This window comes from Pseudomonas sp. TH49 (assembly GCF_016650625.1).
Taxonomy (GTDB): Bacteria; Pseudomonadota; Gammaproteobacteria; order Pseudomonadales; family Pseudomonadaceae; genus Aquipseudomonas; species Aquipseudomonas fluorescens_H.
The window spans coordinates 780,371-806,843 of the sequence record NZ_JAEKFL010000001.1 but is presented as its reverse complement, the minus strand read 5'-3'; the positions used below and the strand labels follow the sequence as shown (position 1 = coordinate 806,843).

24 protein-coding genes are annotated in these 26,473 nt (G+C 61.9%); 9 read left to right on the top strand and 15 right to left on the bottom strand.

All coding sequences use genetic code 11. The features are described 5' to 3' along the window. Positions 1 to 131 precede the first annotated feature (131 nt). From JFU48_RS03790 to JFU48_RS03780, 3 genes are all read right to left on the bottom strand, one after another. Positions 132 to 1,757 (bottom strand): collagen-like triple helix repeat-containing protein, encoded by a 1,626-nt coding sequence (locus tag JFU48_RS03790; protein WP_201135884.1) that lies wholly within the window; start codon positions 1,755 to 1,757, stop codon positions 132 to 134. A 331-nt stretch (positions 1,758 to 2,088) separates the two neighbouring features. Further along, complete coding sequence (locus JFU48_RS03785; protein ID WP_201135883.1) at positions 2,089 to 2,943, bottom strand: MaoC family dehydratase; 855 nt, start codon at positions 2,941 to 2,943, stop codon at positions 2,089 to 2,091. 2 nt (positions 2,944 to 2,945) lie between these two features. Further along, complete coding sequence (locus tag JFU48_RS03780) at positions 2,946 to 4,298, bottom strand: 3-oxoacyl-ACP reductase (RefSeq protein ID WP_201135882.1); 1,353 nt, start codon at positions 4,296 to 4,298, stop codon at positions 2,946 to 2,948. 330 nt (positions 4,299 to 4,628) lie between these two features. Between JFU48_RS03780 and JFU48_RS03775 the strand changes: the two genes are divergently transcribed. From JFU48_RS03775 to JFU48_RS03765, 3 genes are all read left to right on the top strand, one after another. Then, complete coding sequence (locus JFU48_RS03775) at positions 4,629 to 5,906, top strand: acetyl-CoA C-acetyltransferase (RefSeq protein ID WP_045122277.1); 1,278 nt, start codon at positions 4,629 to 4,631, stop codon at positions 5,904 to 5,906. 320 nt (positions 5,907 to 6,226) lie between these two features. Next, positions 6,227 to 7,123: a PA4780 family RIO1-like protein kinase gene (locus tag JFU48_RS03770; protein WP_003221347.1), complete on the top strand. Its 897-nt coding sequence runs from the start codon at positions 6,227 to 6,229 to the stop codon at positions 7,121 to 7,123. Between the two features lie 222 nt (positions 7,124 to 7,345). Beyond that, positions 7,346 to 8,548 carry an MFS transporter gene (locus JFU48_RS03765; protein WP_201135881.1) on the top strand — a complete coding sequence of 401 codons (1,203 nt, stop codon included), beginning with the start codon at positions 7,346 to 7,348 and terminating at the stop codon, positions 8,546 to 8,548. On the opposite strand, the gene cueR is transcribed toward JFU48_RS03765, so the two are convergent. From cueR to JFU48_RS03750, 3 genes are all read right to left on the bottom strand, one after another. After that, positions 8,502 to 8,915 carry a Cu(I)-responsive transcriptional regulator gene (gene cueR / locus JFU48_RS03760; protein WP_007962968.1) on the bottom strand — a complete coding sequence of 138 codons (414 nt, stop codon included), beginning with the start codon at positions 8,913 to 8,915 and terminating at the stop codon, positions 8,502 to 8,504. The genes JFU48_RS03765 and cueR overlap by 47 nt on opposite strands. Then, positions 8,912 to 11,305: a heavy metal translocating P-type ATPase gene (locus JFU48_RS03755; protein ID WP_201135880.1), complete on the bottom strand. Its 2,394-nt coding sequence runs from the start codon at positions 11,303 to 11,305 to the stop codon at positions 8,912 to 8,914. The genes cueR and JFU48_RS03755 overlap by 4 nt, the downstream gene beginning before the upstream one ends. A 194-nt stretch (positions 11,306 to 11,499) precedes the next feature. Then, on the bottom strand, positions 11,500 to 11,883 hold the full coding sequence (locus JFU48_RS03750) for a hypothetical protein (RefSeq protein WP_003221355.1): 384 nt from the start codon (positions 11,881 to 11,883) through the stop codon (positions 11,500 to 11,502). Positions 11,884 to 12,031: 148 nt separating this feature from the next. Between JFU48_RS03750 and JFU48_RS03745 the strand changes: the two genes are divergently transcribed. Both JFU48_RS03745 and JFU48_RS03740 read left to right on the top strand, forming a co-directional pair. Then, a complete protein-coding gene (locus JFU48_RS03745) occupies positions 12,032 to 12,232 on the top strand; it encodes a heavy-metal-associated domain-containing protein (protein WP_041067976.1) in 201 nt (66 codons plus the stop codon). A gap of 233 nt (positions 12,233 to 12,465) precedes the next feature. Next, positions 12,466 to 13,668 (top strand): multidrug effflux MFS transporter, encoded by a 1,203-nt coding sequence (locus JFU48_RS03740; protein WP_103484569.1) that lies wholly within the window; start codon positions 12,466 to 12,468, stop codon positions 13,666 to 13,668. 4 nt (positions 13,669 to 13,672) lie between these two features. Here JFU48_RS03740 and JFU48_RS03735 read toward each other — a convergent pair whose 3' ends face one another. The 3 genes from JFU48_RS03735 to JFU48_RS03725 all read right to left on the bottom strand — a co-directional run bounded on the left by JFU48_RS03735 (position 13,673) and on the right by JFU48_RS03725 (position 15,339). After that, a complete protein-coding gene (locus JFU48_RS03735) occupies positions 13,673 to 13,846 on the bottom strand; it encodes a hypothetical protein (RefSeq protein ID WP_003221361.1) in 174 nt (57 codons plus the stop codon). A 153-nt stretch (positions 13,847 to 13,999) separates the two neighbouring features. After that, on the bottom strand, positions 14,000 to 15,013 hold the full coding sequence (locus JFU48_RS03730) for a zinc-binding alcohol dehydrogenase family protein (RefSeq protein ID WP_201135879.1): 1,014 nt from the start codon (positions 15,011 to 15,013) through the stop codon (positions 14,000 to 14,002). 32 nt (positions 15,014 to 15,045) lie between these two features. After that, a complete protein-coding gene (locus JFU48_RS03725) occupies positions 15,046 to 15,339 on the bottom strand; it encodes a putative quinol monooxygenase (RefSeq protein WP_003221365.1) in 294 nt (97 codons plus the stop codon). Positions 15,340 to 15,457: 118 nt separating this feature from the next. On the opposite strand from JFU48_RS03725, the gene JFU48_RS03720 reads away from it, so the two are divergent. The 3 genes from JFU48_RS03720 to JFU48_RS03710 all read left to right on the top strand — a co-directional run bounded on the left by JFU48_RS03720 (position 15,458) and on the right by JFU48_RS03710 (position 18,944). Further along, a complete protein-coding gene (locus tag JFU48_RS03720; RefSeq protein ID WP_007962958.1) occupies positions 15,458 to 16,387 on the top strand; it encodes a LysR family transcriptional regulator in 930 nt (309 codons plus the stop codon). Between the two features lie 316 nt (positions 16,388 to 16,703). Further along, complete coding sequence (locus JFU48_RS03715) at positions 16,704 to 17,435, top strand: ArsR/SmtB family transcription factor (RefSeq protein ID WP_201135878.1); 732 nt, start codon at positions 16,704 to 16,706, stop codon at positions 17,433 to 17,435. Between the two features lie 129 nt (positions 17,436 to 17,564). Further along, positions 17,565 to 18,944 carry an MFS transporter gene (locus tag JFU48_RS03710; protein WP_201135877.1) on the top strand — a complete coding sequence of 460 codons (1,380 nt, stop codon included), beginning with the start codon at positions 17,565 to 17,567 and terminating at the stop codon, positions 18,942 to 18,944. A 108-nt stretch (positions 18,945 to 19,052) separates the two neighbouring features. Here the strand turns inward: JFU48_RS03710 and JFU48_RS03705 are convergent, their stop codons facing one another. The 3 genes from JFU48_RS03705 to JFU48_RS03695 form a co-directional block, all read right to left on the bottom strand. Then, positions 19,053 to 20,006 (bottom strand): adenosine deaminase, encoded by a 954-nt coding sequence (locus JFU48_RS03705; RefSeq protein ID WP_103484564.1) that lies wholly within the window; start codon positions 20,004 to 20,006, stop codon positions 19,053 to 19,055. A gap of 82 nt (positions 20,007 to 20,088) precedes the next feature. Then, positions 20,089 to 21,054, bottom strand: a complete 966-nt coding sequence (locus JFU48_RS03700) for a 2-oxoglutarate and iron-dependent oxygenase domain-containing protein (RefSeq protein ID WP_201135876.1) — start codon at positions 21,052 to 21,054, stop codon at positions 20,089 to 20,091. 143 nt (positions 21,055 to 21,197) lie between these two features. Then, the gene (locus tag JFU48_RS03695) at positions 21,198 to 22,271 is read right to left on the bottom strand and encodes a BMP family ABC transporter substrate-binding protein (RefSeq protein ID WP_201135875.1); all 1,074 of its coding nucleotides are present in this window, start codon (positions 22,269 to 22,271) and stop codon (positions 21,198 to 21,200) included. 289 nt (positions 22,272 to 22,560) lie between these two features. On the opposite strand from JFU48_RS03695, the gene JFU48_RS03690 reads away from it, so the two are divergent. Beyond that, positions 22,561 to 23,652 (top strand): calcium:proton antiporter, encoded by a 1,092-nt coding sequence (locus JFU48_RS03690; RefSeq protein WP_201135874.1) that lies wholly within the window; start codon positions 22,561 to 22,563, stop codon positions 23,650 to 23,652. 124 nt (positions 23,653 to 23,776) lie between these two features. Here JFU48_RS03690 and JFU48_RS03685 read toward each other — a convergent pair whose 3' ends face one another. The 3 genes from JFU48_RS03685 to JFU48_RS03675 form a co-directional block, all read right to left on the bottom strand. Next, on the bottom strand, positions 23,777 to 25,135 hold the full coding sequence (locus JFU48_RS03685) for an 8-oxoguanine deaminase (protein ID WP_201135873.1): 1,359 nt from the start codon (positions 25,133 to 25,135) through the stop codon (positions 23,777 to 23,779). A 259-nt stretch (positions 25,136 to 25,394) separates the two neighbouring features. After that, positions 25,395 to 26,081, bottom strand: coding sequence for an SDR family oxidoreductase (locus JFU48_RS03680; RefSeq protein ID WP_003221379.1), 687 nt, complete (start codon positions 26,079 to 26,081; stop codon positions 25,395 to 25,397). 25 nt (positions 26,082 to 26,106) lie between these two features. After that, on the bottom strand, positions 26,107 to 26,457 hold the full coding sequence (locus JFU48_RS03675) for a MerR family transcriptional regulator (RefSeq protein ID WP_103484559.1): 351 nt from the start codon (positions 26,455 to 26,457) through the stop codon (positions 26,107 to 26,109). Positions 26,458 to 26,473: the final 16 nt, after the last annotated feature.

The window sequence follows — 26,473 nt, the reverse complement described above, 5'->3', positions numbered from 1 at the left end:
ACACTCCGTGGTCAGGTCGCAGCACAGGGCTGTTTTTTTCCTAAGAAAAAAGCGGAAGATTCGTGGGAATCTTCCGCCCTCAACCAAGCGTAGGCGCTGTAGGTGAGGCCGTCGAATCGGCCAGGTGCAATTTAGCGTTTGTTACCTCCAAGAGCGCCGGTCAGGCCACCGAGTACGCCACCCAGGCCACCGGTTGCGGTGCCTCCAGTGGTGGTGCCGCCGCTGACCAGTCCGCCGACCGCACCAACGGTAGCGCCGACGTTACTGACGAGACCGCCGACTGCGGTGCCTACCGGATTATTCGTTGCGGCGATTGCACCGCCCAGACCACTGACCGCGCCACCTACCTGATTGGTCAGGCCGGCAACCGGGCTGCCGAGGCCGGTCGCGGCGCCGACTTGTTGGGTCAGGCCGGAGACTGCTGTGGTAACCGGGTTGAGTGCGGCGCCGACGTTGCTGCCCAGTGCTGCCAGTGGCGCTGTGGTGCTGGTTATCGGTGTACCGGAACCACCCAGAACGGTATTGAGCGAGGCGATTACGTTGCCCGCCGATGCGCCGGCCACGCCGCCTGCGCTCACCAGACCATTGTTGTTGCCTGCGTTCAATCCTGTGCCGACGTTGACCACTGCACCGCCAACGGTTTGCAGCAGGCCGGTACCGCCGAGGCCTCCGCCAAGACCGCCACCCGTGCCTCCACCGGTGCTTGTGCCGCTGCTGACCAGGCCGCCAGCCGTGCTGACCGTGGTGCCGACGTTGCTCAGTGCGCCGCCGAGGGTGTTGGTCACGGGATTGCCATTGCCAGTGCCGGTGACCTGTGTACCCAGCCCGTTTACGGCGCCGCCGACTTGTTGCAGGACACCGTTAAGCGGTGTGCCCAGCCCGGTCGTGTCACCGATTTTGTCGGTGGTGCTTTCAACCATGGCGATCACCGGCACCAGTCCGTTGCCGACACTCTTGGTCACTGAACCGAGTGGGCCGGTCGTTGTTGCCGTGCTGAGGGTGTCACCGAGCATGGTGACTTTTTCGCCAACGCCGTTGAGCACCGGTGCGACTTTGGTGACCACGCCACCCACCACCGGAACGCTGCTGGTCGCCGTGGCCAGTTTCCCGCTCAGATCAGAGACGCCGTTGCCGACATCGGTGACCACGCCGCCAACCGAGGAAGCGGTCACACCGAGGCCATTGTCGACTGTTCCCAGCTTGCCGATGCCGTTGGTCAAGCCATTACCCAACGTGCTGACTACGTTGCCGGCGGTGTTGGCTGCGCTTTGTACGACGCCACCGACGACAGGAACAGTGCCCAGGGAGTCGCCGATCTGGCCGACGCCATCGCCGACGCCGGCGACGGTTTTGCCGACATCCTGCACTAGCGAGTTGGTCACTACCGGAGTGGTGGTCGGGGTAGTTGGGGTAGTCGGGCCAGTTGGACCCGTGGGGCCGGTGGGGCCGGTGGGGCCTGTCGGGCCAGTTGGCCCTGTAGGTCCGGTCGGCCCGACCGGACCGGTAATCACTGTCGTGCCGCCAGTTCCACCGGTGCCGCCGGTTCCGGAAGTACCGCCCGTGCCGCCAGTACCGCTCGTGCCATCTGTACCGGAGCTGCCCGAAGACCCGGACGTTCCTGCCGTACCACTGGCTGGAGACGAACTGCCGGAACTGCTGTGATGCCCGCCACCGCCACTGCTGCAACCAGCGAGGCCGAGGGAGAAGATCAATGCCAAAGCGATTGCTGATTTGGACCACGCAAATTGAGTTTTCATGATTGAGTTCCTTGCACCTGTCACAACGTTCGTTGTATTCGATGGCCCGCCGGTTCTAGCGCCGGCAATGCCTCCGTCCGTTGTGCTCATATCAATCGCGCGACTGGATCCTCGCCATTCTCAAGTTGGTATTAACGCCTTTATATACATAGCGGTGTACAGGACCTAAGGACTAATACCCAAGGTATAAACGGGCAAAAAAAAGCCTTGAGAATCAAGGCTTGGTGCGTTGCCGGAAAAGGGCTCGTGCGGGTGAAAACTTAAGTGATATATACACAATTTACAGGCTTGGCCGGCCTTGAAGAGGGAGACAAAGCCCCCTCTTCAGCGATCAGGCAATCGGCTGCCACTGACCGACCATGTGCTCCAGGTCGCCTGCACCGATCAAACGCAGTTCACCGCTGGAGCCTGCTGCACTCGCCAGCAAAGTCACCTCACTGGGTAAACGCACCGGTTTGTGAAAAAACACGCTGACCTCAAGGTTGGCCTTGGGCAGGTGATCACTCAGCGCTGCGAGCGTACGGGCCTTGTTCCACAAACCGTGAGCGATGGCCGTGGGGAAGCCGAAGAGCTTGGCACTGGCGGCGCTCAGGTGAATCGGGTTGTAGTCGCCCGAGACTTTGGCGTATTGCCGACCGATATCGGCCGGTGCTTTCCACTGCGCAACCTGCGTCAGGATCTGCGTGGGTTCCCAACGTTGCTCGACGGGTTCGCCGTCGAGTTTCACGCCGCGACAGAGCATCTGGCTTTCCGCTTCCCACAGCGGCCCGAGTTGATCATCGAGAGTGGTCAGCACATCGAAGATCGCGCCTTTGGGATGCGGCTGCAGATTGTGCACCCGCACACTGACTTGCGCGCGACTGATCCCGCCCATCGGCCGCAACACGCGAATGCGGTTGCTCAGGTGAATCAGCCCCAGCAGCGGGAATGGAAACTCCTTCGCCGTGAGCAATTGCATCTGCAGGGCGAACGCGAGGATGTGTGGATAAGTCGGCGGCAGCAGTCCGTCATCGGTAAATCCACAGACCTTGCGATAGTCCGCCAGCCGCTTGCCGTCGATGTCGATCCAACAGCGCAAACCGCTGTCGGGCAGGGTGGTGCCGGTGATCTTGCGTCGTGTAGCGGCCCGCGCATACAGGCCGGGCAGACTCGGTTCGCGATCCAGCGTGTGCCATTCGATGCTCATGCCTAGGCCCCCAGAACACTTTGTCCACAGACCCGCAGCGCCTGCCCGGTGAACGCGCCGGTGCCCGGTTGGGCCAGCCACGCGACGGCTTCGGCGACGTCCTGCGGCAAACCGCCCTGGCCCAGCGAACTCATGCGCCGCCCGGCTTCGCGCAAGGCGAACGGAATGTGCGCGGTCATCTGGGTTTCAATGAAGCCCGGGGCCACGGCGTTGATGCTGATGCCGCGTTCGTGCAGCGTTGGCGCCCAGGCCTGCGCCAGACCGATGAGGCCGGCCTTGCTCGCGGCGTAGTTGGTCTGTCCGCGATTGCCGGCGATGCCGCTGATCGAGGCCAGCAGAATCACTCGCGCATTGTCGTGCAGGGTGCCGCTGTCGAGCAGAGCCTTGGTCAGCACTTGCGGGGCGTTGAGGTTGACCGCGAGCACCGCATCCCAGAATTCCGGGGTCATGTTGGCCAGGGTCTTGTCGCGAGTGATCCCGGCGTTGTGCACCAGAATGTCGAGGCCGTCCGGCAGTTGTTCGATCAGTTGCGCGGCGGCATCTTCGGCGCAGATATCAAGGGTGATCGCCCGGCCGCCAAGACGTGCGGCGAGGGCTTCCAGATCATTCTTGGCCGGGGGGACGTCGAGCAGAATCACCTCGGCGCCATCGCGGGCGAGGGTTTCGGCGATTGATGCGCCGATCCCGCGTGCCGCGCCGGTGACCAGCGCCCTGCGTCCGGCCAATGGCCGGGTCCAATCGGTGACCGGCGTGGCGCATGGGCTCAGGCGAATCACCTGCCCGGAGACAAAGGCACTTTTCGGCGAAAGGAAAAACCGCAGCGGGCCTTCCAGTTGATCTTCGGCACCCTCACCGACATAGATCAGTTGCAGCGTGCCGCCACTGCGCAGCTCCTTGGCCAGCGAGCGTGAAAAACCTTCGAGCGCCCGTTGCGCACTGGAGGCGAAGGGCTCGCGCAGGGTTTCCGGGGCGCGACCGAGAATCACCAGATGTGCGCTGCTGTCGAGATTTTTCATCAGCGGCTGGAAGAACTCGCGCAGCTGTTTGAGCTGGTCGGTGTGCTGCAGATCGCTGGCGTCGAATACCACGGCCTTGAGTTTCGGCCCGTGCCCGGGAATCCACGCGGTGGCCAGCGACGGTTCGGTGCCGTAGCTGTAAATCGCATCGGTCAGGCGGTTGGCAAACGCATTGACCCGCTCGGCCAGCGGCCCGCCGCCGATCAGCAGCGCGCCGTCCACCGGCCGCAGGCGTCCGGCCTGCCAGCGTTCCAGCCGCACCGGCGACGGCAGGCCCAAAGCCCCGACCAGACGGTGGCCGATGGATGAGTTGGCGAAGTCGATATAGCGGTCAGACATGGAACGCTCTCCAAATGTTGGGGTTCAAAGTGTGGACTACCAACGGCAATCAATCGTTCGATCCACACAATAAGGCCTACGCTAGAACAGCAGAGTAGTTGGCCGCTGATGGTTGTGTGGCCAACCACAAATTCAGAAACAACGTTGAACCCTGTAGGTGTGACCTGTGGCGAGGGGATTCATCCCCGATCGGCTGCGAAGCAGTCGCAATGTATAGCGATTGCAATGTGTGGGGCCGCTACGCGACCCATCGGGGATGAATCCCCTCCCCACAAGGCTCACTCCTACAAGGATTCAGGTGAATTCGACCATTTGGAAAAGGAGCTTTTCATGAGTCAGCTGCGCCGCGTCGCCATCATCGGTGGTAACCGTATCCCTTTCGCCCGCTCCAACGGGCCGTACGCCACTGCCAGCAATCAGGTGATGCTCACCGCCGCGCTTGAAGGCCTGATCGAACGCTATAACCTGCACGGCCTGCGGATTGGCGAAGTGGTGGCGGGTGCGGTGCTTAAATTGTCACGGGATATGAACCTGACCCGCGAATGCGTGCTCGGCTCGCGGCTGTCACCGGCCACCCCGGCCTATGACATCCAGCAAGCCTGCGGCACCGGGTTGGAAGCTGCGCTGCTGGTGGCCAACAAAATCGCCCTCGGCCAGATTGACTGCGGCATTGCCGGTGGCGTCGACACCACCTCGGACGCGCCGATCAGCGTCAGCGAAGGCCTGCGCAAAATCCTCCTGCAGGCCAACCGCGCCAAGACCACCGGCGACAAGCTGAAAACCTTTCTGCAACTGCGACCACGGCACTTGATCCCGGAGTTCCCGCGTAATGGCGAGCCACGTACCGGCCTGTCGATGGGCCAGCACTGCGAACTGATGGCGCAGACCTGGAACATTCCCCGTGAAGAACAGGATCAACTGGCCCTCGAAAGCCATCACAAACTCGCCGCGTCCTACAGCGAAGGCTGGCACAACGATCTGATGACGCCGTTTCTCGGCCTGACCCGCGACAACAATCTGCGCCCCGACCTGACCCTGGAAAAACTCGCCACGCTCAAACCCGCTTTCGAAAAAAGCGCCAAGGGCACGCTGACGGCAGGCAACTCCACGCCACTCACCGACGGCGCCTCAGTGGTGCTGCTGGGCAGCGAGGAATGGGCGAAAGAACGTGGTTTGCCGATCCTCGCGTATCTGCGCGATGGCGAAGCGGCGGCGGTGGATTTCGTCAACGGCGCCGAAGGTCTGTTGATGGCGCCGGTGTATGCCGTGCCGCGCTTGCTGGCGCGTAATGGGCTGACCTTGCAGGATTTCGATTACTACGAAATTCATGAAGCATTCGCTGCGCAGGTGCTGTGTACGCTCAAGGCCTGGGAAGATCCCGAATACTGCAAGACGCGCCTGGGGCTGGACGCGCCGCTGGGCTCGATCGACCGCAGTCGATTGAATGTGAAAGGCAGCTCGCTGGCGGCGGGGCATCCGTTTGCCGCGACCGGTGGGCGAATTGTCGCGAACCTGGCGAAACTGCTGGATGCGGCAGGCAAGGGCAGGGGGCTGGTCTCGATCTGTGCTGCTGGCGGCCAAGGTGTCACCGCAATTATCGAACGTTGAGCGCAATCCCCTGGGAGCGGGCTTGCTCGCGAAGGGGGCGTGTCAGGCGCCGTCATTGTGTCTGACAGACCGCTTTCGCGAGCAAGCCCGCTCCCACAGGGGAAATGAATGCCTATGTCAGATTCTGTCGCAAATGCCCTCGACGCCGATTACCAACATTTCAAACCGGCTCAGCTATGATCGGCAAAGCTCGATTATTTCGGCACAGTGTGTGCATCCATAGGGTTCACAGGTCGGCACCCCCTCCCCGTAGCGCGAGGATTGCCGTATAACGAGTGACATTCGCGTGTTTGGTAATAAAGGACCCACAATAAAAGCTGATGAAGACTCCAAAACGCATTGAACCCCTGATCGAAGACGGTCTGGTCGACGAAGTGCTGCGCCCACTCATGAGTGGTAAAGAAGCAGCTGTTTATGTGGTGCGCTGCGGTAACCAGTTACGTTGCGCGAAGGTCTACAAGGAGGCGAACAAACGCAGTTTCCGCCAGGCAGCCGAGTATCAGGAAGGTCGCAAGGTGCGTAACAGCCGGCAGGCCCGGGCGATGGCCAAGGGCTCGAAATTCGGTCGCAAAGAGACCGAAGACGCCTGGCAGAACGCCGAAGTCGCGGCGCTGTTCCGTCTGGCCGGTGCCGGTGTGCGAGTGCCCAAACCATACGACTTTCTGGATGGCGTGCTGCTGATGGAACTGGTGGCCGATGAGTATGGCGATGCCGCGCCGCGTCTGAACGACGTGGTGCTGGAGCCGGATCAGGCCCGCGAGTATCACGCGTTCCTGATCTCGCAGATCGTGCTGATGTTGTGTACCGGTCTGGTGCACGGTGACCTCTCGGAGTTCAACGTGCTGCTGACCCCGACCGGCCCGGTGATCATCGACCTGCCGCAGGCGGTGGATGCCGCCGGTAACAACCACGCGTTCAGCATGCTCGAGCGCGATGTGGGCAACATGGCGTCGTACTTCGGGCGCTTTGCCCCGGAGCTGAAGCAGACCCGCTACGCGAAGGAAATGTGGGCGTTGTACGAAGCCGGCACCTTGCACCCCAACAGCGTGCTGACCGGTGAGTTCGATGATCCGGAAGATCTGGCCGACGTTGGCGGTGTGTTGCGCGAGATCGAAGCGGCGCGTCTCGACGAAGAGCGCAAGCAGGCGATCCGTGCGGCGGATGACGAGCCCAAGGGCAAGTCCGACGAACCACCGCCGCCACCGTGGATGCAGTAAGCGCTTGAACAGAAACCCGGCTTCGGCCGGGTTTTTTGTGGCTGCCCGAAACACCGAAGATCCCTTGTAGGAGTGAGCCTGCTCGCGATGGCGGTGTGTCATTCAGCAAGAGTGTTGTCTGATACACAGCCATCGCGAGCAGGCTCACTCCTACAGGGATTTGTGGTGTTCCTGGAATGTGTGTGGGAATCTTGTCGCCCCTCGCACACTCAAGGATTGAATGTGAACGCCCGCCTCATCATCACCGCCCGGCTGATCTCCGACTTCGGCGCCTTTCTCAACATGGTCGCGCTGGCTACCTATGTCTACCTGCTGAGCAACAGCGCCATGAGCGTCGGGATCTTTCTCGCCAGCCGGGTTGGCGGGGGGATTTTTGCCAGTCTGATCGGTACGCGCTTCTATCGGCGCTGGAGTGGCCGGGTGCCGCTGATCGCCTTCGATCTGCTGCGCGCGGCGCTGCTTGGCCTGCTGTTGATCCTGCCAGTGAGCCAGCAGGCGCTGCTGTTGCCGGTAATCGCGTTCGGCCTGGGTTTTGGCAATTCGATGTTCGCCATCGGCCTCAACAGCCAGTTGCCGAGGCTGATCGACCCGGCGCAGCTACTGAAAACCAATGCCTGGATCACCTCGGCGTCATCCGCAGCGATGGTCGGCGGCAGTCTGGTCTCCGGCTTGCTGGTGGCGGCATTCGGTTTCGCAACGGTGTTTGCGCTCAACGCACTGACCTATGTGTTGGCGGCGCTGTTGATTGCGCCGTTGCGCTTCGCCGTTGCAGAAGTCAGCGAGCAATCAACCAGCGAACGCGGCGAATGGTCAGCTCTCAAGCAGGGCCTGCGCAGCGCTCCGGTGATCGCCGCGATGCTTGCCGTGACCATGGCCGACACCTTGGGCAGTGCCGCGCACAACGTCGGATTCCCGATCATCTCCAAACTGCTGACCCCTGATTCGGCCAGCACCACGCTGGGCCTGATGCTGGCGGTATGGGCCAGCGGCAAACTGCTCGGCGCACGGATTGCCAGTCGCCTCAAAGGCACGGATAACCGTGATCTGGAGCGACGGTATTTCTTCGGCGTGGCGTTGATGTCCTGCGGTTTTATCCTGATGTTCCAGCAGCACAGCCTTTACGGTCTGCTGCTGTTTTCGCTGCCGGCGGGGCTGGGGGACGGTTTCTCCGAAGTCAGCCTGATGTCGCGTCTGCAGCGTGAACCGGAGCATTTGCGCCTGCCGATTTTCAGTTTCCTGACCTTGCTGCAAATGACCGGGTTCGGCGTCGGCATGCTGGTTGCCGCGCCGTTTTACGGCTGGTGGACGCCGGGTGCCGTGGTCATGCTGTTCCACGGCATCCCGCTGGGTACGCTGTTGACCGTGAAGCTGCTGGCGCTCAGGCGCGGGCGGGTTGCGCGCAGCAGCCCGACGCCAGTTCCTTGAGGATCGGGCAGTCGGGGCGATGGTCGCCGTTGCAGTGCTCGACCAGGTCCTGCAGGGTGTCGCGCAACTCGCCGAGCTCGCGGATCTTCTGGTTCAGCTCGTCGATGTGCTGACGCGCCAGGGCTTTCACATCAGCGCTGGCGCGTTGCCGGTCCTGCCACAGGGTCAGCAGCTTGCCGACTTCCTCCAGAGAAAATCCCAGATCCCGCGAGCGCTTGATGAACGCCAGCGTGTGCAGGTCATCATCGCTGTAGACCCGGTAGCCGCTGTCGGTGCGATGGGCAGCCTTGAGCAGGCCGATCGACTCGTAATAGCGGATCATCTTTGCGCTCAGGCCACTGTGCCGGGCCGCTTGGCCGATGTTCATCGCTGTTCCTCCAGATCCTTCGGTTTCCAGGTTTTCAACAGTAGCGCATTGCTCACCACGCTGACGCTCGACAATGCCATCGCCGCGCCGGCCAGCACCGGGTTGAGGAAGCCGAACGCCGCCAGCGGAATGCCGATCAGGTTGTAGACGAAGGCCCAGAACAGGTTCTGGCGGATCTTCGCGTAGGTCTTGCGGCTGATCTCCAGCGCCGCCGGCACCAGCCGTGGATCGCCGCGCATCAAGGTGATGCCGGCGGCATGCATCGCCACGTCGGTGCCGCCACCCATGGCAATGCCAATGTCGGCCGCCGCCAGTGCCGGGGCGTCGTTGATGCCGTCGCCGACCATCGCCACCACACCGGTTTTCTTCAGTTCGGCGACGGTCGCGGCTTTGTCGGCGGGGAGCACTTCGGCGTGAACATTTTCAATGCCCAGCGCCTCGGCCACCACGCGCGCGCTGCCACGGTTGTCGCCAGTCAGCAGATGACTGTGGATCCCTCGGGCGGCCAATTGCTGTACCGCTTGCAGTGCGCCGGGCTTGAGCATGTCACCGAAGGCGAACAATCCAAGCACCCGCGCTTCTGGGCTTTGCTCGATCAACCACGACAAGGTCCGGCCTTGGTTTTCCCAGGCCTTGGCTGACTCGGCGAAGTGGCCGGCGCTCAAACCGCGTTCTTCCAGCAAGCGCCGATTGCCCAGCGCCAGGCGCCGACCGGCAAGCGTGCCGGCGATGCCGCGCCCGGTCAGGGACTGGCTGTCGCGGACATCCGGCACCTGCAAGCCGCGCTCGGCGGCAGCGTCCAGCACGGCTTTGGCCAGCGGGTGCTCACTGCCGCGTTGCAGGGCACCGGCCAGTGTCAGCAGGGTATTTTCATCGCCATCCAGCGCACTGAAATGCGCGATGCGCGGGGTGCCGGAAGTCAGCGTGCCGGTCTTGTCGAAGACCACGTTGTCGACTTCATGGGCACGTTCCAGCGCTTCGGCGTCCTTGATCAGAATGCCGTGACGCGCAGCCACACCCGTACCGGCCATGATCGCCGTCGGCGTGGCGAGGCCGAGGGCGCACGGACAGGCAATCACCAGCACAGCGACCGCGTTGATCAATGCGGTCTCCATGGGCGCGCCGTACAGCCACCAGCCGATCAGTGTCGCCAAAGCGATCAGCAACACGGTGGGCACGAACACCTGGCTGACTTTATCCACCAGTTTCTGGATCGGCGCTTTCGCCGCCTGAGCGTCCTCGACCAGACGGATGATCCGCGCTAATACACTTTCCGCACCGAGGGCGGTGGTGCGCACCAGCAGTCGACCTTCACCGTTGATCGCACCGCCGGTGACTTTGTCGCCCGGTTGTTTTGGCACTGGCAGGCTTTCGCCGCTGATCAGCGCTTCGTCAGCGTGGCTCTGCCCTTCGAGCACTTCGCCGTCGACCGGGAAACGTTCGCCGGGTTTGACCAGCACCTGATCATTCAGGCGCAGAGCGCTGATCGCCACGTCTTGCTCGCGACCGTCAATGACCTGAATCGCCCGTTCCGGACGCAAGGCTTCGAGGGCGCGGATGGCGCTGGCGGTCTGGCGTTTGGCGCGGCTTTCCAGGTATTTGCCGAGGAGCACCAGGGCGATCACCACCGCCGAGGCTTCGAAATACAGATGCGGCATGCGCCCGGCGGCGGTGGCCCATTCGTACAGGCTCAAGCCATAACCGGCGCTGGTGCCGAGGGCGACCAGCAAGTCCATGTTACCGGCCCCGGCGCGCACGGCTTTCCACGCGGCCACGTAAAACCGCGCACCGAAAATGAATTGCACCGGGGTGGCGAGGGCGAATTGCGCCCAGGCCGGGAGCATCCAGTGGATGCCGAACGGTTGTAGCAACATCGGCAGCACCAGCGGCAAGGCCAGGGCGATGGCGCAGATCAGTGCCCAGCGTTCATGTTGCAGGCGCTGTTGCTGGTTATCGGTAGTGGGGTGATCGGCTTGCCAGACGCTGGCCGAGTAGCCGGCCTTGCTCACCGCGTCGAGCAGCGATTGCGGGTCGACCTGACCGAGCAATTCGAGGTGTGCGTGTTCGTTGGCGAGGTTGACGCTGACGCTCTTCACCCCGGGGACTTTGTTCAGGGCGCGTTCGACGCGACCGACGCACGAGGCACAGGTCATGCCGTCGATGCTCAATTCCATGGTCTGCTGCGGCACGCTGTAACCGGCGCGCTGCACCGCCTCCATCAACGCCGGCAAGCTGCCACCCGGCGCCTGGACGCGGGCCTGTTCGGTGGCGAGATTGACGCTGACGCCACTGGCGCCGCTGACTTTGCGCAACGCCCGCTCGACACGCCCGGCGCAACTGGCGCAGGTCATGCCGGCAATCGGCAGGTCGAAGGTGATGGAATCGGACATCGGTCTTACTCCCTGTAGAAGATGCCTACAAGGATCAACCTTGCCACGCGGGCAAGGTCAAGCGCCAATATTTGACTCAGCACAAAACCAATGTGGGAGCGGGCTTGCTCGCGAAAGCGCTGTGTCAGTCAACATCATCGCTGAAAGGCACACCGCATTCGCGAGCAAGCCCGCTCCCACATTTGGCGTTTCGCTTAGTATTCGAGGGCGGCAGGTCGCAGGTACAAGCCTTTGGCATTTGCCGCGATCCGGTACTTCACCACATCGCCGGCCTTGAGCGAGATCTCCTGCGCGGGAGGTGCGAGCATGCCTGCCTGGCAACCCGGCACCTGGCCAGGCAACTGTTTCAGACGAATGGAAATCGTCCCGTGGGGCAGGTTGAAGGAAGTGGTCTGTTCCTGCAGCAGGCGCCCAGCGAGTTCATCATTGACGTACACGCCAATCTCGCAGGGAGTCGGCACTTCCAGACGCTCGCGCGAGATGATCAGAACGGCGTAATCCTCACCGGTCGCGTTGGCCTGGGGCAGGGCGGCAAAGAGGCTGAGCAAGCCAAACAGGCTGAAAGCTGACCAGCGCATGGCTGAATCTCCTGAGTTTGAGTCATTGGTGTGCGCAGCTTGGCTGAGCGCAGCGCCGATTGCCAGCCCGGCATTTTTTTCCAGAACTTGACCTTGCCATGGTGGCAAGCTCGACACTGCCGGCAACCTCACTCAAAGGAGTCCATCCATGCAAGTGTTCAGCGTTCAAGGCATGTCTTGCGGTCACTGCGTCAAAGCCATCACCAACGCCGTGCAGGCGAAAGATCCGGCGGCCAGCGTGCGGGTCGATCTGGCGGCCAAAGAAGTCGGCGTCGAGAGTTCGCTCAGCGCGGAGCAGGTGATCGAGGTTATCAGCGAAGAGGGCTACCCGGTAAAACTCGCCGGATAACGATAAATCCCTGTGGCGAGGGAGCTTGCTCCCGCCGGGTCGCGAAGCGGCCCTTTATTCCAATTGAAAAACACTGGGCCTGCTGCGCAGTCCAGCGGGAGCAAGCTCCCTCGCCACAGGTTTCAGGTGTAGGTCATCTGATTTCTAATAGTTAGCGAGCTATCGGAATGTTCAAGGTGTCTCAGCGCGGCTAGACTGTCGGGCTGCCGACTTCTATCCAACCTGGATGCCTGATGAACTTCCGTACCATTCTGATTCTCGGTGCCTTGAGCGCCTTCGGTCCGCTGGCGATCGACTTCTATTTGCCGGCGTTCCCGTCGATGGCGCTGGCCTTTGGCACTGATGAAAAGCATGTGCAACTGACCTTGGCGGCCTATTTCGCCGGCCTGTCGATCGGTCAATTGCTATACGGCCCGGTGGCCGACCGTTTTGGGCGGCGCCTGCCACTGCTGGTCGGTGTCGGGCTGTTCACCCTGGCATCGCTGGCCTGTGCCTATGCACCAAATCTGGAGTGGCTGATCGGCGCGCGTTTCGTTCAGGCGCTGGGCGGCTGCGCGGGAATGGTGATTTCCCGGGCGGTGGTCAGCGACAAGTGCGATGCGGTCGGTTCGGCGAAAGTCTTTTCGCAGTTGATGCTGGTGATGGGGCTGGCGCCGATCCTCGCGCCGCTGCTCGGCGGTCTGCTGGTCAACACCACGGGCTGGCAGTCGATCTTCCTCGTGCTGACCGGCTTCAGCGCACTGGCCGGCCTCGCTGTGGCACTGGGTCTGCCGGAAAGTCTGCCGGACTACGTGCCGCGCCAGCCGTTGTCCGGTGCGTTGCGCCAATACGGCCGGTTGTTCGGCGACCGGGTGTTTCTCGGCCACGCCCTGACCGGCGGCATCGCGGTTGCCGGGATGTTTTCCTACATCGCCGGTTCGCCGTTCGTCTTCATCAAACTCTACGGCGTACCGGCCGAGCATTTCGGCTGGCTGTTCGGCACCAACGCAGCGGGTTTCATTCTGGTCGCCCAGGTCAACGCGCGGCTGTTGGCCAAGCGCGGTCCGGCCTTCCTGCTGTCGCGGGCGGTGTGGGTGTATCTGTTGGCCGGTGTCTCTTTGCTCGCGGTCAGCTCGTTGCACACCGAAGCCTTGTGGCCGCTGTTGATTCCGTTGTTCGTGTGTATTGCCAGCCTCGGCTGCATCCTGCCAAACGCAGCGGCGTGTGCGATGAACGGTCAGGGCGCGCGCGCCGGCAGTGCCTCGGCACTGATGGGTTGCCTGCAGTTCAGCGTGGCTTCCGGCGCGGCTTCGCTGGTGGGCGTTCTGCACGACGGCAGTGCCATACCGATGGCCATGGTCATCAGCCTGTGTGGATTACTGGTGGTGAGTGTCGCGATGTACACCCGGCATTTGCAGAATGCCCGGGCGTTGGCGCAAGCACAGGCCGAAGCCTGATACGTCAGCCAGCAGCGCGTTGCTGTCCGGAGTCGGGAATCTGATGGGGCGCGTGCAGGCGCGCTTCAAGGGTGCGGGTGAAGGCGAGGGCCTCGGCTTCACTGCGAAATGTCACGGCGTGCTGGTCCAGACGAACCTGCCATTGGGACTTTGCCACTTCTTTTATCAGGATCTTCATTGCTGACCTCCCTTGCGTAAAAGATGTATCGCAGAGGCTTCGAGTGTAGACCTGAATACGATCGCATTTGTGACAACGGAGAAGCATCTGACTGACGGCAAAAATCAGCGCCAGCCCTTGAATGGTCTGGCGCTGATTGCGGCCTTCGGATTCTTAGAAACTTTCTAAAACAATTTTCCCCTTGGCTTTGCCACTTTCCAGCAACTCATGCGCGCGACGCAGGTTCGCCGCGTTGATCGTGCCGAAATGCTCGCCCACCGTAGTCTTCAACGTTCCCGCATCAATCAGCTCGGCCACGCGGTTGAGCAGTTTGTGTTGTTCGATCATGTCCGGTGTTTCGAACAGCGAGCGGGTGTACATGAACTCCCAGTGCAGCGACAGGCTCTTGCGCTTGAGCTTGCTCACGTCCAGTGACTTCGGATCGTCGATCAGCGCCAGTTTGCCTTGCGGTGCCAGCGCCTCGACCAGTTGATCGAGGTGCTGCTCGGTCTGGGTCAGGCTGGCGACGTGGGTCACGTGATCGATGCCGGCGCGTTTCAGTTCTTCGCTCAGCGGCTGGCTGTGGTCGATCACCAGGTCGGCGCCCAGCTCCGTCACCCAGTCGCGAGTCTGTGCACGGGACGCGGTGCCAATGACCTTCAGGCCGGTCAACTGGCGGGCCAGTTGGGTGAGGATCGAACCGACGCCGCCAGCGGCGCCGACGATCAGCAGGCTTTGACCTTCATCGGTCGTGCCCTCACGGATCTGCAGGCGTTCGAACAGCAGCTCCCACGCGGTGATCGCGGTCAGCGGCAGTGCAGCAGCTTCGGCGAAGCCGAGGGATTTCGGCATGTGGCCAACAATGCGCTCATCGACCACGTGCAGCTCGCTGTTGCCACCGGCACGGGCGATGGAGCCGGCGTAAAACACTTTGTCGCCGGCCTTGAACAGCGTCACTTCACTGCCGACGGCCTTGACCACACCGGCGACGTCCCAGCCCAGCACTTTTGCTGCGCCGTTTTCCGGCGCCACGTTCTGCCGCACCTTGGTGTCGACCGGGTTGACCGAGATGGCTTTGACTTCCACCAGCAGGTCGCGCGGCCCGGCGACCGGCTCCGGCAGTTCGATGTCTTGCAGGGATTTTTCGTCGCTGATCGGCAGGGAGGCGTAATAGGCGATGGCTTTCATGACTTGCTCCGTAACGGTAATAGAAGAAGGGCTCAGGCGATGGCGCCCAGACGTTTCAATTGGAAGTGTTCGATGCAGTGGCCGGCGGCGGCCTGGAAGTTCTGAAAATGCGCGCTGGCGTTGTGCGCCTGGAGGATTTCCTCGCTGGCCCAATGTTCGATCACATAAAAAGTCAGCGGATCGGCCAGGTCGCGGTGCAGGTCGTACTGGCTGCAACCCTCCTCGGCGCGGCTCGGTTCAACCAGTGCGCGCAGGGCGTTTTCGAGGGTGTCCTGCTGGCCGGGTTTGGCGATCAGGGTGGCGATGGCGGTGAATGCTTGGGACATGTTTGGCTCCAGTCGCGGGATAATTTCGCTTGAGCAGATCATTGGCTATTTCTCGGCACGATAAAACCGGCTAAAAGAGCAGTCTCTTTCAATATTTTTTTGATAATCGAGGCTGAGAATGCTGCGTTTCGACGATTTGCAGTTGTTCGTTCGCGCCGCGGATCTGGGCAGCCTGTCGGCGGCGGCGCGGGTGATGGACATGTCTGCCGCGGTGGCCAGCGCCGCGCTCAAACGTATCGAACAGCAACTGGGTGTGCGTCTGCTGGCGCGCTCGACCCGCAGCCTGCGCCTGACTGCCGAGGGCGAAGGCTTTCTCGAATATGCCCGGGCCGCGTTGAGTTCGCTGGACGAAGGCCGGCGTTTTCTCTCCAGCGCGCAGGATCAGGTCAGCGGCATCCTGCAGTTGTCGGCGCCTTCGGATTTCGGCCGCAACCTGTTGTTGCCATGGCTCGACGAGTTTCAGCGCGAGCATCCGAAACTGACCGTGCGCCTGCTGCTCGGTGACCGGATCGCCGACCTGTTCCGCCAGCCGGTGGACATCGCCCTGCGCTATGGCGAGCCGGAGGACTCGAGTCTGGTCGCCTTACCCATCGCCCCGGACAATCGCCGCGTGCTTTGCGCATCTCCAGCGTACCTGGCGCGCCACGGTGAGCCGCGTCAGCTCGAACAACTGGCGCAGCACAATTGCCTGCTGTACATGCTCGGCAGCCGGGTACACGACCATTGGAGTTTTCATGACGGCAAACGTGAAGTCGGGCTGACGGTCAGTGGCGATCGCTTCAGCGATGATGCCGACGTCGTGCGGTTGTGGGCGGTGGCGGGGGCAGGAATCGCCTACAAGTCGTGGCTCGATGTCGGCGCGGATGTCCTCGCCGGACGCCTCAAAGTGTTGCTGCCGGAACTGCTTTGCGAGCGTGCTCCGCTGAATCTGTTGTGCGCCCATCGCGCACAATTGAGTAAGCCGGTGAACCTTTTGAGGGAAATGCTCGCCAGCCGATGCGCCGAATTGAGTAGTCAATTTCCCCATTTCCCGAAAGTTGATCATTAGTCGCAGGCAATTAGCGAAATTTCTCTCAGGAACTATCACCATTCGTGTCAGCCACGGCGCAGGAAGCGGCGTGCATCCCGCTTATACTAGCCACCGCCTCAAACCTGCACCGATAACCGGCCAGGACAGAATCCGGCCGGTTTTTGCAGGGCCGGGCGAGCGCTGTACAAACGCCGCGGACACGCCATTGACGGGGGCAGCAGCACTGGCCTGGCGTGCTCCGGTTCATGGCGTTTTACCCGTCTTGGCCGACGACACATTAGTGGTCAAGATGTCTTCGAGCAGTAGACGATACGATTCAACAGGGAGTGAATACATGGAACATGCACCTTGCATCAGCCAGATCGCCACGCTGCTGGCCGACCCCAAGCGCAGTGCGATGATGTGGGCGTTGATGGATGGCTCGGCCCGCCAGACCGAAGAGCTGGCGCTGCTGGCAGGGTTGTCGCCATCCTCGGCCAGTGCGCATCTGGGGCGTTTGTCCGGCGGGGGGCTGTTGAAAGTCGAGGTCCGTGGACGCAAGCGCTTTTTCCGCCTGGCAGCCCCGGAGATCGCGGCGGCCATCGAGGCCCTGGCCAGTGCCACGATCGCCAGCGCACCACGAGAAATTCCTCACGTATTCAAACGCTCGACGCCGAGCGTCAACCCCCGGACTGCGCCGTCTTCACTGCTGCGTGCGCGCTTTTGCGATGACCATTTGGGGGGCACGCTGGCCGCCGATCTGTATCAGCGTCTGCTCGATGCCGGCTGGCTCGAACAGATCGAGCAGCGGGTCGTGGTGACGCTCAAAGGCTCGACGCAACTGGCCAACCGCGGGGTGTTCATTCAGGCCCTCGCCCATCGCAAGGCCCAGGTGGCGTGCGCCTGTCCGGACTGGAGCGAACGTCGCCCGCACCTGGGCGGCTCACTCGGCGCGGCAGTGCTGCAACTGTTCATGCAGTCCGGCTGGCTGGCGCTGCCCAAGGACTCCCGCGCGTTGCAGGTGACCCCGGCCGGGCAACGTGAAATCCACCGTTTCGCCAAGGAAACCGAGCTGGAATTGGCGTAGTAGAGCGTTCGCCGGCCGACACTTCGACGCTGGCGTCGCCTGTGACTGCGAACAGGTCGTATCCAGAAAAAGCGCTGAGGCGTAATCCCGCACACTCGATCCGCACACATTGTGGAGGGGGGATGGGACATGGATACGCGAAACTTCAGCGCGGCAGAACGCCTGGAACGGCTACCGCTCAGCGGTTATCACCGGGGCATTTTCATCATCATCGCCCTGGCGTTCTTTTTCGATTCCATGGACCTGGCCATGATGACGTTCCTGCTCGGCTCGATCAAAACCGAGTTTGGCTTGAGCAGTGCGCAAGCGGGCCTGCTCGCCAGTTCGAGTTTCTTCGGCATGGTGCTGGGGGCGTCGCTGTCGGGCATGCTCGCCGACCGCTTCGGGCGCAAACCGGTGTTCCAGTGGAGCATCGTGCTGTGGGGCGTGGCCAGTTACCTGTGTTCGACCGCGCAAACGGTGGAGGGCCTGACGCTGTTCCGCATCCTGCTCGGAATCGGCATGGGCATGGAGTTTCCGATTGCGCAGTCGATGCTTTCGGAGCTGATCCCGGCGCAACGGCGCGGGCGCTACATTGCATTGATGGACGGTTTCTGGCCGCTGGGTTTCGTTGCTGCCGGGGTGCTGTCGTACTTCTTGCTGCCGTTGATTGGCTGGCGCGACATCTTTCTGGTGTTGGCGGTGCCGGCGGTATTCGTGCTGGCGATCCGGTTCTTTATCCCCGAGTCGCCGCGCTGGCTGGAACAGGCCGGACGCCACGAAGCCGCGGATAAGGTCCTGAGCGCCATCGAGGCGCGCGTGCGTACATCGCTCGGTGTCGCGACGCTGCCGGAGCCGGTGCGTCTGCCAAGGACAGTGACGCCGCCGGGCAACTTCTTCTCGGCGCTCAAGCAGATCTGGTCGCCACAATACCGCCAGCGCACGACGATGATCTGGAGCCTGTGGTTTTTCGCCTTGCTCGGGTTTTACGGGCTGACATCGTGGCTCAGTGCGTTGTTGCAACAGTCGGGTTTCGCCGTGACCCAGTCGGTGTATTACACCGTGCTGATATCGCTGGGCGGAATTCCCGGGTTCCTGATGGCGGCGTGGCTGGTGGAACGCTGGGGGCGCAAGCCGGTGTGCATCGTGACGTTGCTCGGCGGCGGGGTGATGGCGTTTCTCTACGGACAGAGCGCGGTGTTCGGCGGCAACGTCGCGTTGCTGATCAGCTCCGGGCTACTGATGCAGTTTTTCCTGTTCGGCATGTGGGCAGTGCTCTACACCTACACGCCGGAGTTGTACCCGACCTCGGCGCGTGCGACCGGCTCGGGCTTTGCCTCGGCGATTGGTCGCGTCGGCTCGTTGCTCGGGCCGTTTGTGACCGGGCTGGTGTTCCCGGTTACCGGGCAGGGTGGGGTGTTTGCGCTGGGGGCGCTGTGCTTTGCGATTGCGGCGGGGGTGGTGTGGCTGTTCGGGATGGAGACGCGGGGCAGGACGCTGGAGGAGCTGGCAGAGTCGACACCGGTATAAATGTGGGAGCGAGCCTGCTCGCGAAAGCGGTGTGTCAGACAACTCAAACTGTGACTGACACGAAGCCTTCGCGAGCAGGCTCGCTCCCACATTGGAACTTCAGCGTTTTTACGGTTTTACCAGACGCGCATCCAGGCTGTTCTGCGCCAGGCGCTTGGCCTGATCCTGGGTCATGCCCAGGTGTTCATGCAGCGCATGGAAGTTCTCGGTGACATAACCGCCGAAGTACGCCGGGTCATCCGAGTTGACGGTGACCTTCACCCCACGCTCGAGCATGTCGAGGATGTTGTGCTGCGACATGTGATCGAACACGCAGAGCTTGGTGTTCGACAGTGGGCACACGGTCAGCGGGATCTGCTCGTCGATGATCCGCTGCATCAGGCGCTCGTCTTCGATGGCGCGTACGCCATGGTCGATGCGCTGGATTTTCAGCAGGTCGATAGCTTCCCAGATGTACTCCGGCGGGCCTTCTTCACCGGCATGGGCGACGGTCAGGAAGCCTTCGTCACGGGCGCGGTCGAACACACGCTGGAACTTGCTTGGCGGGTGACCCATCTCGGAACTGTCGAGGCCGACGGCGACAAACGCATCACGGAACGGCAGCGCCTGATCGAGGGTTTTCTGTGCTTCGTCTTCGCTCAGGTGGCGCAGGAAGCTCAGGATCAAACCGCTGGTGATGCCCAGTTGCTGCTCGCCATCCTTGAGTGCCGCGGCGATGCCGTTGAGCACCACTTCGAACGGGATGCCACGGTCGGTGTGGGTCTGCGGGTCGAAGAACGGTTCGGTGTGAATCACGTTCTGCGCTTTGCAGCGCAGCAGGTAGGCCCAGGTCAGGTCGTAGAAGTCCTGCGAGGTGCGCAGCACATCGGCGCCCTGGTAATACAGGTCGAGAAATTCCTGCAGGTTGTTGAAGGCGTAGGCCTTGCGCAGGGTTTCGACATCGCTCCACGGCAGGGCGATCTTGTTGCGTTCGGCCAGGGCGAACAGCAACTCAGGCTCCAGCGAGCCTTCCAGATGCAGGTGCAGTTCGGCCTTGGGCAGGGCGTTGAGCCAATCGTACATATTCTTTTCTCATCAGGTGCAGATGGCGGCCATTCTACAGATGCGCGCCGAAACAATTGGCAAAACCTGACCAAGCGATCCATCACACTGCTTGCGGCTCGCGACGATAGGCGTAGGTATCGGCGAAGCGCGACAGCAGGAATTCGGCGCAGGTGGTGGTCGGATATTTCGCCGGATGCTGTGCGTCCTGGCAACCGGGCAGGCATTCGATACGGGTGTCCGGATGCGGCTCGGCGAAGAACGGCATCGAATAGCGATCCATCCCCAGCGGACTGATGACCCGGTGCGGCGTCGAGCGATAACGGTCATTGCTCCAGCGCGCCATCATGTCGCCGAGGTTGACCACGAAGGTGCCGTCTATGGGCGGCGCGTCGATCCATTCGCCTCGCACGTTCTTGACCTGCAGGCCGCCAGCGCTGTCCTGATAGAGCAGGGTGATGCAGCCATAATCGGTGTGCGCTCCGGCGCCTTGCTGCTCGGCGCTGCTGGCGGTGTGGCGCGGCGGGTAGTGGATCATCCGCAGCACACTGACCGGCTGATGGAAGCGGGTGTCGAAGAAGTCGCGCTCGATGTCCAGCGCGATGGTCATTGCGCTTAACAGGGTTTGTGCAAGCGCCTGCATGTCGAGGTAGTGCTGCTCCATCAGCGCTTCCCAACCGGCGATTGGCGGATGACGGTTGGGCCCGCGCAAGGGTTTTTCCGCGAGCACCTCGGGATGGTTCGCCAGCAGGTGCAGGCCCATGTCGAAGGTTTCTTTGAGGTCGCTGGGTTTGTCCGGGTCGAGCTGTTCGGTGGCGATGGCGCCGTAGCCGCGATGATGGCGGGTCTGGGTGATGTCGATCTGGAGTTTTTCTTCTGCCGGTAGCGCAAAAAAGCGCTGGGCGTGGTCGAGCAGCGAGTCGATGCGCTGCGCGGAAATCGGGTGGCCCTTGATGTAGAAAAAGCCCCATTCGCGGCAGGCGTGGTCGATCTTCGCGGCGACGGCGGGCCAGGCGTTTTGGTCGTCGCTATAGAGCGGTGAGATGTCGATGATCGGAAGACTGTTCATACACAATCCTAAAGAACGCTGAAGAACCATTGTAGGAGTGAGCCTGCTCGCGATAGCGGTGTGTCATTCAGCATCATCGGTGCCTGACACACCGCTTTCGCGAGCAAGCCCGCTCCCACAGGGGAAGGGTGGTGGGGCCGGGATTACTTCGGCATCTCGGCCTTCATCCCTTCCACGTAATAGTTCATCGACGCCAGCTCCGCATTGCTCGCGCTCACTCCGGCCGGGATTTTCTCGACCCCGGCCTGATCCTTGATCGGCCCGGTGAACGGTTGCAACGCGCCGCTCTTGATGTCGGCGATGATCTGCTCGGCCTCGGCTTTCACCGGCGCCGGTACCAGATCGCTGATCGGCAGTTCAACCGTGCCTTCCTTCAACCCGCCCCAGTAATCCTGGGATTTCCAGCTGTGGTCGATCACGCTTTGCGTGGCTTGAATGTAGTGCGGCGCCCAGTCGTTGACGATCGAGGTCAGCACCGCTTTCGGGCCGAAGTGCGCCATGTCCGAGGCGTAACCCACGGCGTACACGCCACGCCGTTCGGCGGCCTGGATCGGCGCCGGGCTGTCGGTGTGCTGGAACACCACGTCCACACCCTGATCGATCAGCGCGTTGGCGGCATCGGCTTCCTTGCCCGGGTCGAACCACGAGTTGACCCACACCACCTTGATCTCGGTGCCAGGGTTGTACTTGTTCAGCGCCAGCTGGATGGCGTTGATGTCGCGGATCACTTCCGGAATCGGGAACGAAGCGACGTAGCCGATCTTCTTGCTCTTGGTCATTTTCGCCGCGAGAAAACCGCCGACGTAACGACCCTCGTAGGTGCGCGCCAGATAGGTGCCGAGGTTCTTGTCCTGCTTGTAGCCGGTGGCGTGTTCGAAGGTGACCTTGGGAAATTGTTTGGCGACTTTCAGCGTCGGGTTCATGTAGCCGAAGGAGGTGGTGAAGATCAGGTCGTAGTTGTCCTTGGCCATGTTGCGGATCACCCGCTCGGCGTCAGCGCCCTCGGCCACGTTCTCGACGTAATTGGTGGTGATCTGCGCGCCGAATTTCTCCGCCAGCGCCTTGCGCCCCTGCTCATGCTGATACGTCCAGCCGTGGTCGCCGATCGGGCCGATGTAGACGAAACCGACCTTCAGCGGATCGGCAGCGCTGGCGCTCAGGCTGATCCCCAGACCGATGGCGGCGCACAGCAGTTTGTGCAGCGGACGTATTTGCATGAATTGGAGCTCCATTTTGTTGTGTGTGGACAGGGGCAATGCAAATTGCTGACCAACAGGACAACAAACAATCCGAAACCGAGGCGCGGCCTTCGCGAGCAAGCCCGCTCCCACAGGGGAATGCATTCCAAATGTGGGAGCGGGCTTGCTCGCGAAGAGGCCGGCAGGAACGATAAAAGTGCATGGCTGAAACCAGCTGCCATCGGCTGGTGCGCTAAGGTGTAACGAAACGTTAGCGCCGCGCCGCAGTCAGTAGCTCATTCGAACCTCTCGGCAAAAAAGGCCCGCCATGCTCACGATCCTCAAGCAAGAAAGCTTTCTGCTGCTGGCGGTGATTGCCGCGTGCATCGCCTATCCGCTGGAACACTGGATGCTGCAAAGCGGACAGATCGTCGCGCTGATTTCTGGCCTGGTGCTGATCGCCTTCATCGTCGCCGCGTCGATGCGCGTCGCCCATCATGCTGAACTGCTCGCGGAAAAAGTCGGCGACCCCTACGGCACGATGATCCTGACCCTCGCGGCGGTGCTGGTGGAAGTGGTGATCCTGGCGATCATGATGAGCAACGAGGCGTCCGCCACACTGGTGCGTGACACGATTTATTCGGCGGTGATGCTCGACATCAACGGCATCCTCGGCCTCGCCGCGTTGATGGGCGGGCTCAAGCATGGCGAGCAGTCGTACAACGATGATTCGGCGCGCAGCTACAGCGTGATGATCCTCACCGCGATGGGCGTATCGATGGTGGTGCCGGAGTTTATTCCGGCGGCCAACTGGAAGATTTACTCGGCGTTCACCATCGGTGCGATGGTGGTGCTTTATGCGTTGTTTCTGCGCATGCAGGTCGGGCCGCACAGTTACTTTTTCAGCTACAGCTACCCGGACAAGCGCCGCAAGAAAGAACCGGTGGAGGATGAGCCGAAACCGCTGAGCCTGGCGTGGTCGATCGGCATTCTGGTGTTCGGGGTGGTGGTGATCGGCGCACTGGCCGAAGTGATGTCCAAGACCCTCGATCTGGGCCTGGAAGGCACGGGCGCACCGCCGGTGATCACGGCGATTCTGGTGGCGGCGATTTCCGCTGCGCCGGAGATTCTGACGGCGTTGCGTGCCGCGTTGGCCAACCGCATGCAGTCGGTGGTCAACATCGCGATGGGCGCGTCACTGTCGACGGTGATCCTCACCGTGCCGGTGATGGAAGCGATGGCGCTCTACACCGGTCAACCGTTTCAAATGGCGATGACCCCGGTGCAGACGGTGATGATCTTCATCACGCTGATCGTCAGTGCGATCAACCTGAATGACGGCGAGACCAATGCCATCGAAGGCATGACTCACTTTGTGCTGTTTGCGACGTTTATCATGCTCTCCCTGCTGGGCCTTTAAGGACATACACAAATCCAAATGTGGGAGCGGGCTTGCTCGCGAAAGCGGTGTGTCAGGCAGGTTAAATCTGAATGACACACCGCTTTCGCGAGCAAGCCCGCTCCCACAGGGTTTAGTGTTGGGATCAGGTCCCGGCGATCAACTGGCGAGCCGCCTGGCTGTGATCAGCGATCAGGCCCTTCAGATCCAGCCCTTCAACCTGGCCATCAATCACCCGCCACTTGCCGCCAATCATCACCCGATCCGCACGATCCGCACCGCACAACAACAGCGCCGAAATCGGATCATGGCTGCCCGAGAAGCGCAGCTCATCCAGCTTGAACAACGCCAGATCCGCCTGCTTGCCCACCGCCAGCTCACCAATGTCGGTACGGCCCAACAGGCTCGCCGAGCCTTTGGTTGCCCAGCCGAGCACGCGCTCCGGGGTGATTTTTTCCGCGCCATAACGCAGACGCTGGATGTACAACGCCTGCCGCGCTTCGAGGATCATGTTCGACGCGTCGTTTGAGGCCGAGCCGTCCACGCCCAGACCGAACAGCGCGCCGGCATCGGTCAGATCGATGCTCGGGCAGATGCCGGAGGCCAGGCGCATGTTCGAACTCGGGCAATGGCAGATACCGGTGCCGGCCTGGCCGAGGCGAGCGATTTCGTCCGGGTTGAAGTGGATGCCGTGAGCCAGCCAGGTGCGTGGGCCGAGCCAGCCGACGCTGTCCAGATAATCCACGGTGCGCAGGCCGAAGCGCTGCAGGCAGAAATCTTCTTCGTCGAGGGTTTCGGCCAGATGGGTGTGCAGGCGCACGTCGAGTCTGTTCGCCAGCTCGGCGCTGGCCGACATGATTTCCGGGGTCACCGAGAACGGCGAGCACGGTGCCAGGGCGATCTGGATTTGCGCGCCGTCACCGCGCTCGTGGTACTCGTGAATCAGGCGCTGACTGTCGTCGAGAATCACCTGACCTTCCTGCACCGTCTGTTGCGGCGGCAGACCGCCGTCCTTCTCGCCGAGGCTCATCGAACCGCGAGTGAGCATGGCGCGCATGCCCAGTTCCCGCACGGTGTCGACTTGCACGTCGATGGCGTTTTCCAGACCGTCCGGGAACAGGTAATGGTGGTCGGCGGCGGTGGTGCAACCCGACAGCAGCAATTCAGCCAAAGCCACTTTCGTCGCGAGGGCGAGTTTTTCCGGGGTCAGCCGCGCCCACACCGGGTACAGGGTTTTCAGCCACGGGAACAACGGCTGATTGACCACCGGCGCCCAGGCGCGAGTCAGGGTTTGATAGAAATGGTGATGGGTGTTGATCAGGCCCGGCAGGATCACATGCTCGCGGGCATCGAACACTTCATTGCATGGCGCGGACGGTTGCTGACCGGCAGCGAGCACTTCGACGATCACGCCGTCTTGCAGCACCAGACCGCCACGGGCATCGAGCGCGTTGGCCGTGAAAATGGCGAGGGGATTTTTTAACCAGGTACGGGTCGCAGGCATTGTGGCCGGCTCCTCTGAAAGTTGGGTTCAGGGTTGCCAGCTCAGTGTTGCCCTGTCTGCTGATCCAGGGTCGCCGCGAAGGACGAGGTGCGGAGTTTCAAACAAATCGCCGGATCGGGCAAGCCCAACCCGACAGGACACCACCATCCCCTTGTAGGAGTGAGCCTGCTCGCGATAGCGGTCTTTCATTCAATATCATCGGTGACGGACACACTGCGATCGCGAGCAGGCTCACTCCTACAGGGAAGATCTGTGGTGCTTACCAGGGAATGGTTTCACCCTTGTAGTTGATGAAGTGATGGCCGCCCTTGCCGGTATACGCATTCACCTGATCAATCAGCCCGCGAGTGCTGGTCTCCACATCCAGGTCAGCGCCTTCGCCGCCCATGTCCGTCTTCACCCAGCCCGGATGCAGCGACAGCACGGTGAGCTTCTGTTCGCCCAACTGGGTGACGAAACTGTTGGTCATCGAATTCAGCGCGGCCTTGCTCGCCTTGTACAGCGCCAGCTCCGGCGCGTCCGGTACGGTGACGCTGCCCAGGCCGGAACTCATGAACGCCAGCACGCCGCTGCCGTCGCGGATCTGTCCGACGAAGCGCTGCGCGAGGTTGATCGGCGCCACGGCGTTGGTGAAAAACAGCTGGCCAACTTCGGCCAGTGTCGCGCCGCCCGGGGTTTGCACCTCCGGACCTTTGACCCCGGCGTTGACGAACAGCAGGTCGAAGGTTTCGCCCTTGAGCTGTTGGCTCAGGGCGATCACTGCTTGCTGGTCGTCCATGTCGAGTTTCTCGATCCGCACGTTACCCAGCGCTTGCAGCGCCTCTGCCTTTTGCGGATTGCGCACGGTGGCGGTCACTTGCCAGCCGTCGGCCAGCAGGGTTTTCACCAGCCCGAGGCCCAAGCCACGGGAGGCGCCGATGATCAGTGCGTTTTTTGCCTGGGACATGACGGGATTCCTTGAAAGTTACGGTTCATGGATTCAATGGACACGCCTGACCGAGCCGTTGTTGCAACTCTCGTCGCAACACATCGAGTTCGCTCATGCGGGTTTCGATCAATTGCAGTTTGTCGCGCAGCAGTTGCGCCACGGCGTTTTCCGGGTCGGGCGCGTTCCACAACGCGGCGACGCTGTTGCCGATTTCGCCAAGGGTAAAACCCAGGCGCTGCGCGGTTTTGATGTAGAGCACCAGTTGCAGCATTTCCGGCGGGTAGTCGCGGTAACCGTTGGCACTGCGTTGCGCCGCGATCAGCCCGCGCTGCTCGTAGAAGCGCAAGGTATCGCGGCTGACGGCGCTGGCCTGGGCTAATTCACCGATGCGCATGCGGGGTCTCAAAAGA

Coding starts and splice junctions, on each gene's coding strand:
- JFU48_RS03790 (WP_201135884.1), bottom strand. CDS start 1,757: ATGAAAACTCAATTTGCGTGGTCCAAATCAGCAATCGCTTTGGCATTG.
- JFU48_RS03785 (WP_201135883.1), bottom strand. CDS start 2,943: ATGAGCATCGAATGGCACACGCTGGATCGCGAACCGAGTCTGCCCGGC.
- JFU48_RS03780 (WP_201135882.1), bottom strand. CDS start 4,298: ATGTCTGACCGCTATATCGACTTCGCCAACTCATCCATCGGCCACCGT.
- JFU48_RS03775 (WP_045122277.1), top strand. CDS start 4,629: ATGAGTCAGCTGCGCCGCGTCGCCATCATCGGTGGTAACCGTATCCCT.
- JFU48_RS03770 (WP_003221347.1), top strand. CDS start 6,227: ATGAAGACTCCAAAACGCATTGAACCCCTGATCGAAGACGGTCTGGTC.
- cueR (WP_007962968.1), bottom strand. CDS start 8,915: ATGAACATCGGCCAAGCGGCCCGGCACAGTGGCCTGAGCGCAAAGATG.
- JFU48_RS03755 (WP_201135880.1), bottom strand. CDS start 11,305: ATGTCCGATTCCATCACCTTCGACCTGCCGATTGCCGGCATGACCTGC.
- JFU48_RS03750 (WP_003221355.1), bottom strand. CDS start 11,883: ATGCGCTGGTCAGCTTTCAGCCTGTTTGGCTTGCTCAGCCTCTTTGCC.
- JFU48_RS03745 (WP_041067976.1), top strand. CDS start 12,032: ATGCAAGTGTTCAGCGTTCAAGGCATGTCTTGCGGTCACTGCGTCAAA.
- JFU48_RS03740 (WP_103484569.1), top strand. CDS start 12,466: ATGAACTTCCGTACCATTCTGATTCTCGGTGCCTTGAGCGCCTTCGGT.
- JFU48_RS03735 (WP_003221361.1), bottom strand. CDS start 13,846: ATGAAGATCCTGATAAAAGAAGTGGCAAAGTCCCAATGGCAGGTTCGT.
- JFU48_RS03730 (WP_201135879.1), bottom strand. CDS start 15,013: ATGAAAGCCATCGCCTATTACGCCTCCCTGCCGATCAGCGACGAAAAA.
- JFU48_RS03725 (WP_003221365.1), bottom strand. CDS start 15,339: ATGTCCCAAGCATTCACCGCCATCGCCACCCTGATCGCCAAACCCGGC.
- JFU48_RS03720 (WP_007962958.1), top strand. CDS start 15,458: ATGCTGCGTTTCGACGATTTGCAGTTGTTCGTTCGCGCCGCGGATCTG.
- JFU48_RS03715 (WP_201135878.1), top strand. CDS start 16,704: ATGGAACATGCACCTTGCATCAGCCAGATCGCCACGCTGCTGGCCGAC.
- JFU48_RS03710 (WP_201135877.1), top strand. CDS start 17,565: ATGGATACGCGAAACTTCAGCGCGGCAGAACGCCTGGAACGGCTACCG.
- JFU48_RS03705 (WP_103484564.1), bottom strand. CDS start 20,006: ATGTACGATTGGCTCAACGCCCTGCCCAAGGCCGAACTGCACCTGCAT.
- JFU48_RS03700 (WP_201135876.1), bottom strand. CDS start 21,054: ATGAACAGTCTTCCGATCATCGACATCTCACCGCTCTATAGCGACGAC.
- JFU48_RS03695 (WP_201135875.1), bottom strand. CDS start 22,271: ATGCAAATACGTCCGCTGCACAAACTGCTGTGCGCCGCCATCGGTCTG.
- JFU48_RS03690 (WP_201135874.1), top strand. CDS start 22,561: ATGCTCACGATCCTCAAGCAAGAAAGCTTTCTGCTGCTGGCGGTGATT.
- JFU48_RS03685 (WP_201135873.1), bottom strand. CDS start 25,135: ATGCCTGCGACCCGTACCTGGTTAAAAAATCCCCTCGCCATTTTCACG.
- JFU48_RS03680 (WP_003221379.1), bottom strand. CDS start 26,081: ATGTCCCAGGCAAAAAACGCACTGATCATCGGCGCCTCCCGTGGCTTG.
- JFU48_RS03675 (WP_103484559.1), bottom strand. CDS start 26,457: ATGCGCATCGGTGAATTAGCCCAGGCCAGCGCCGTCAGCCGCGATACC.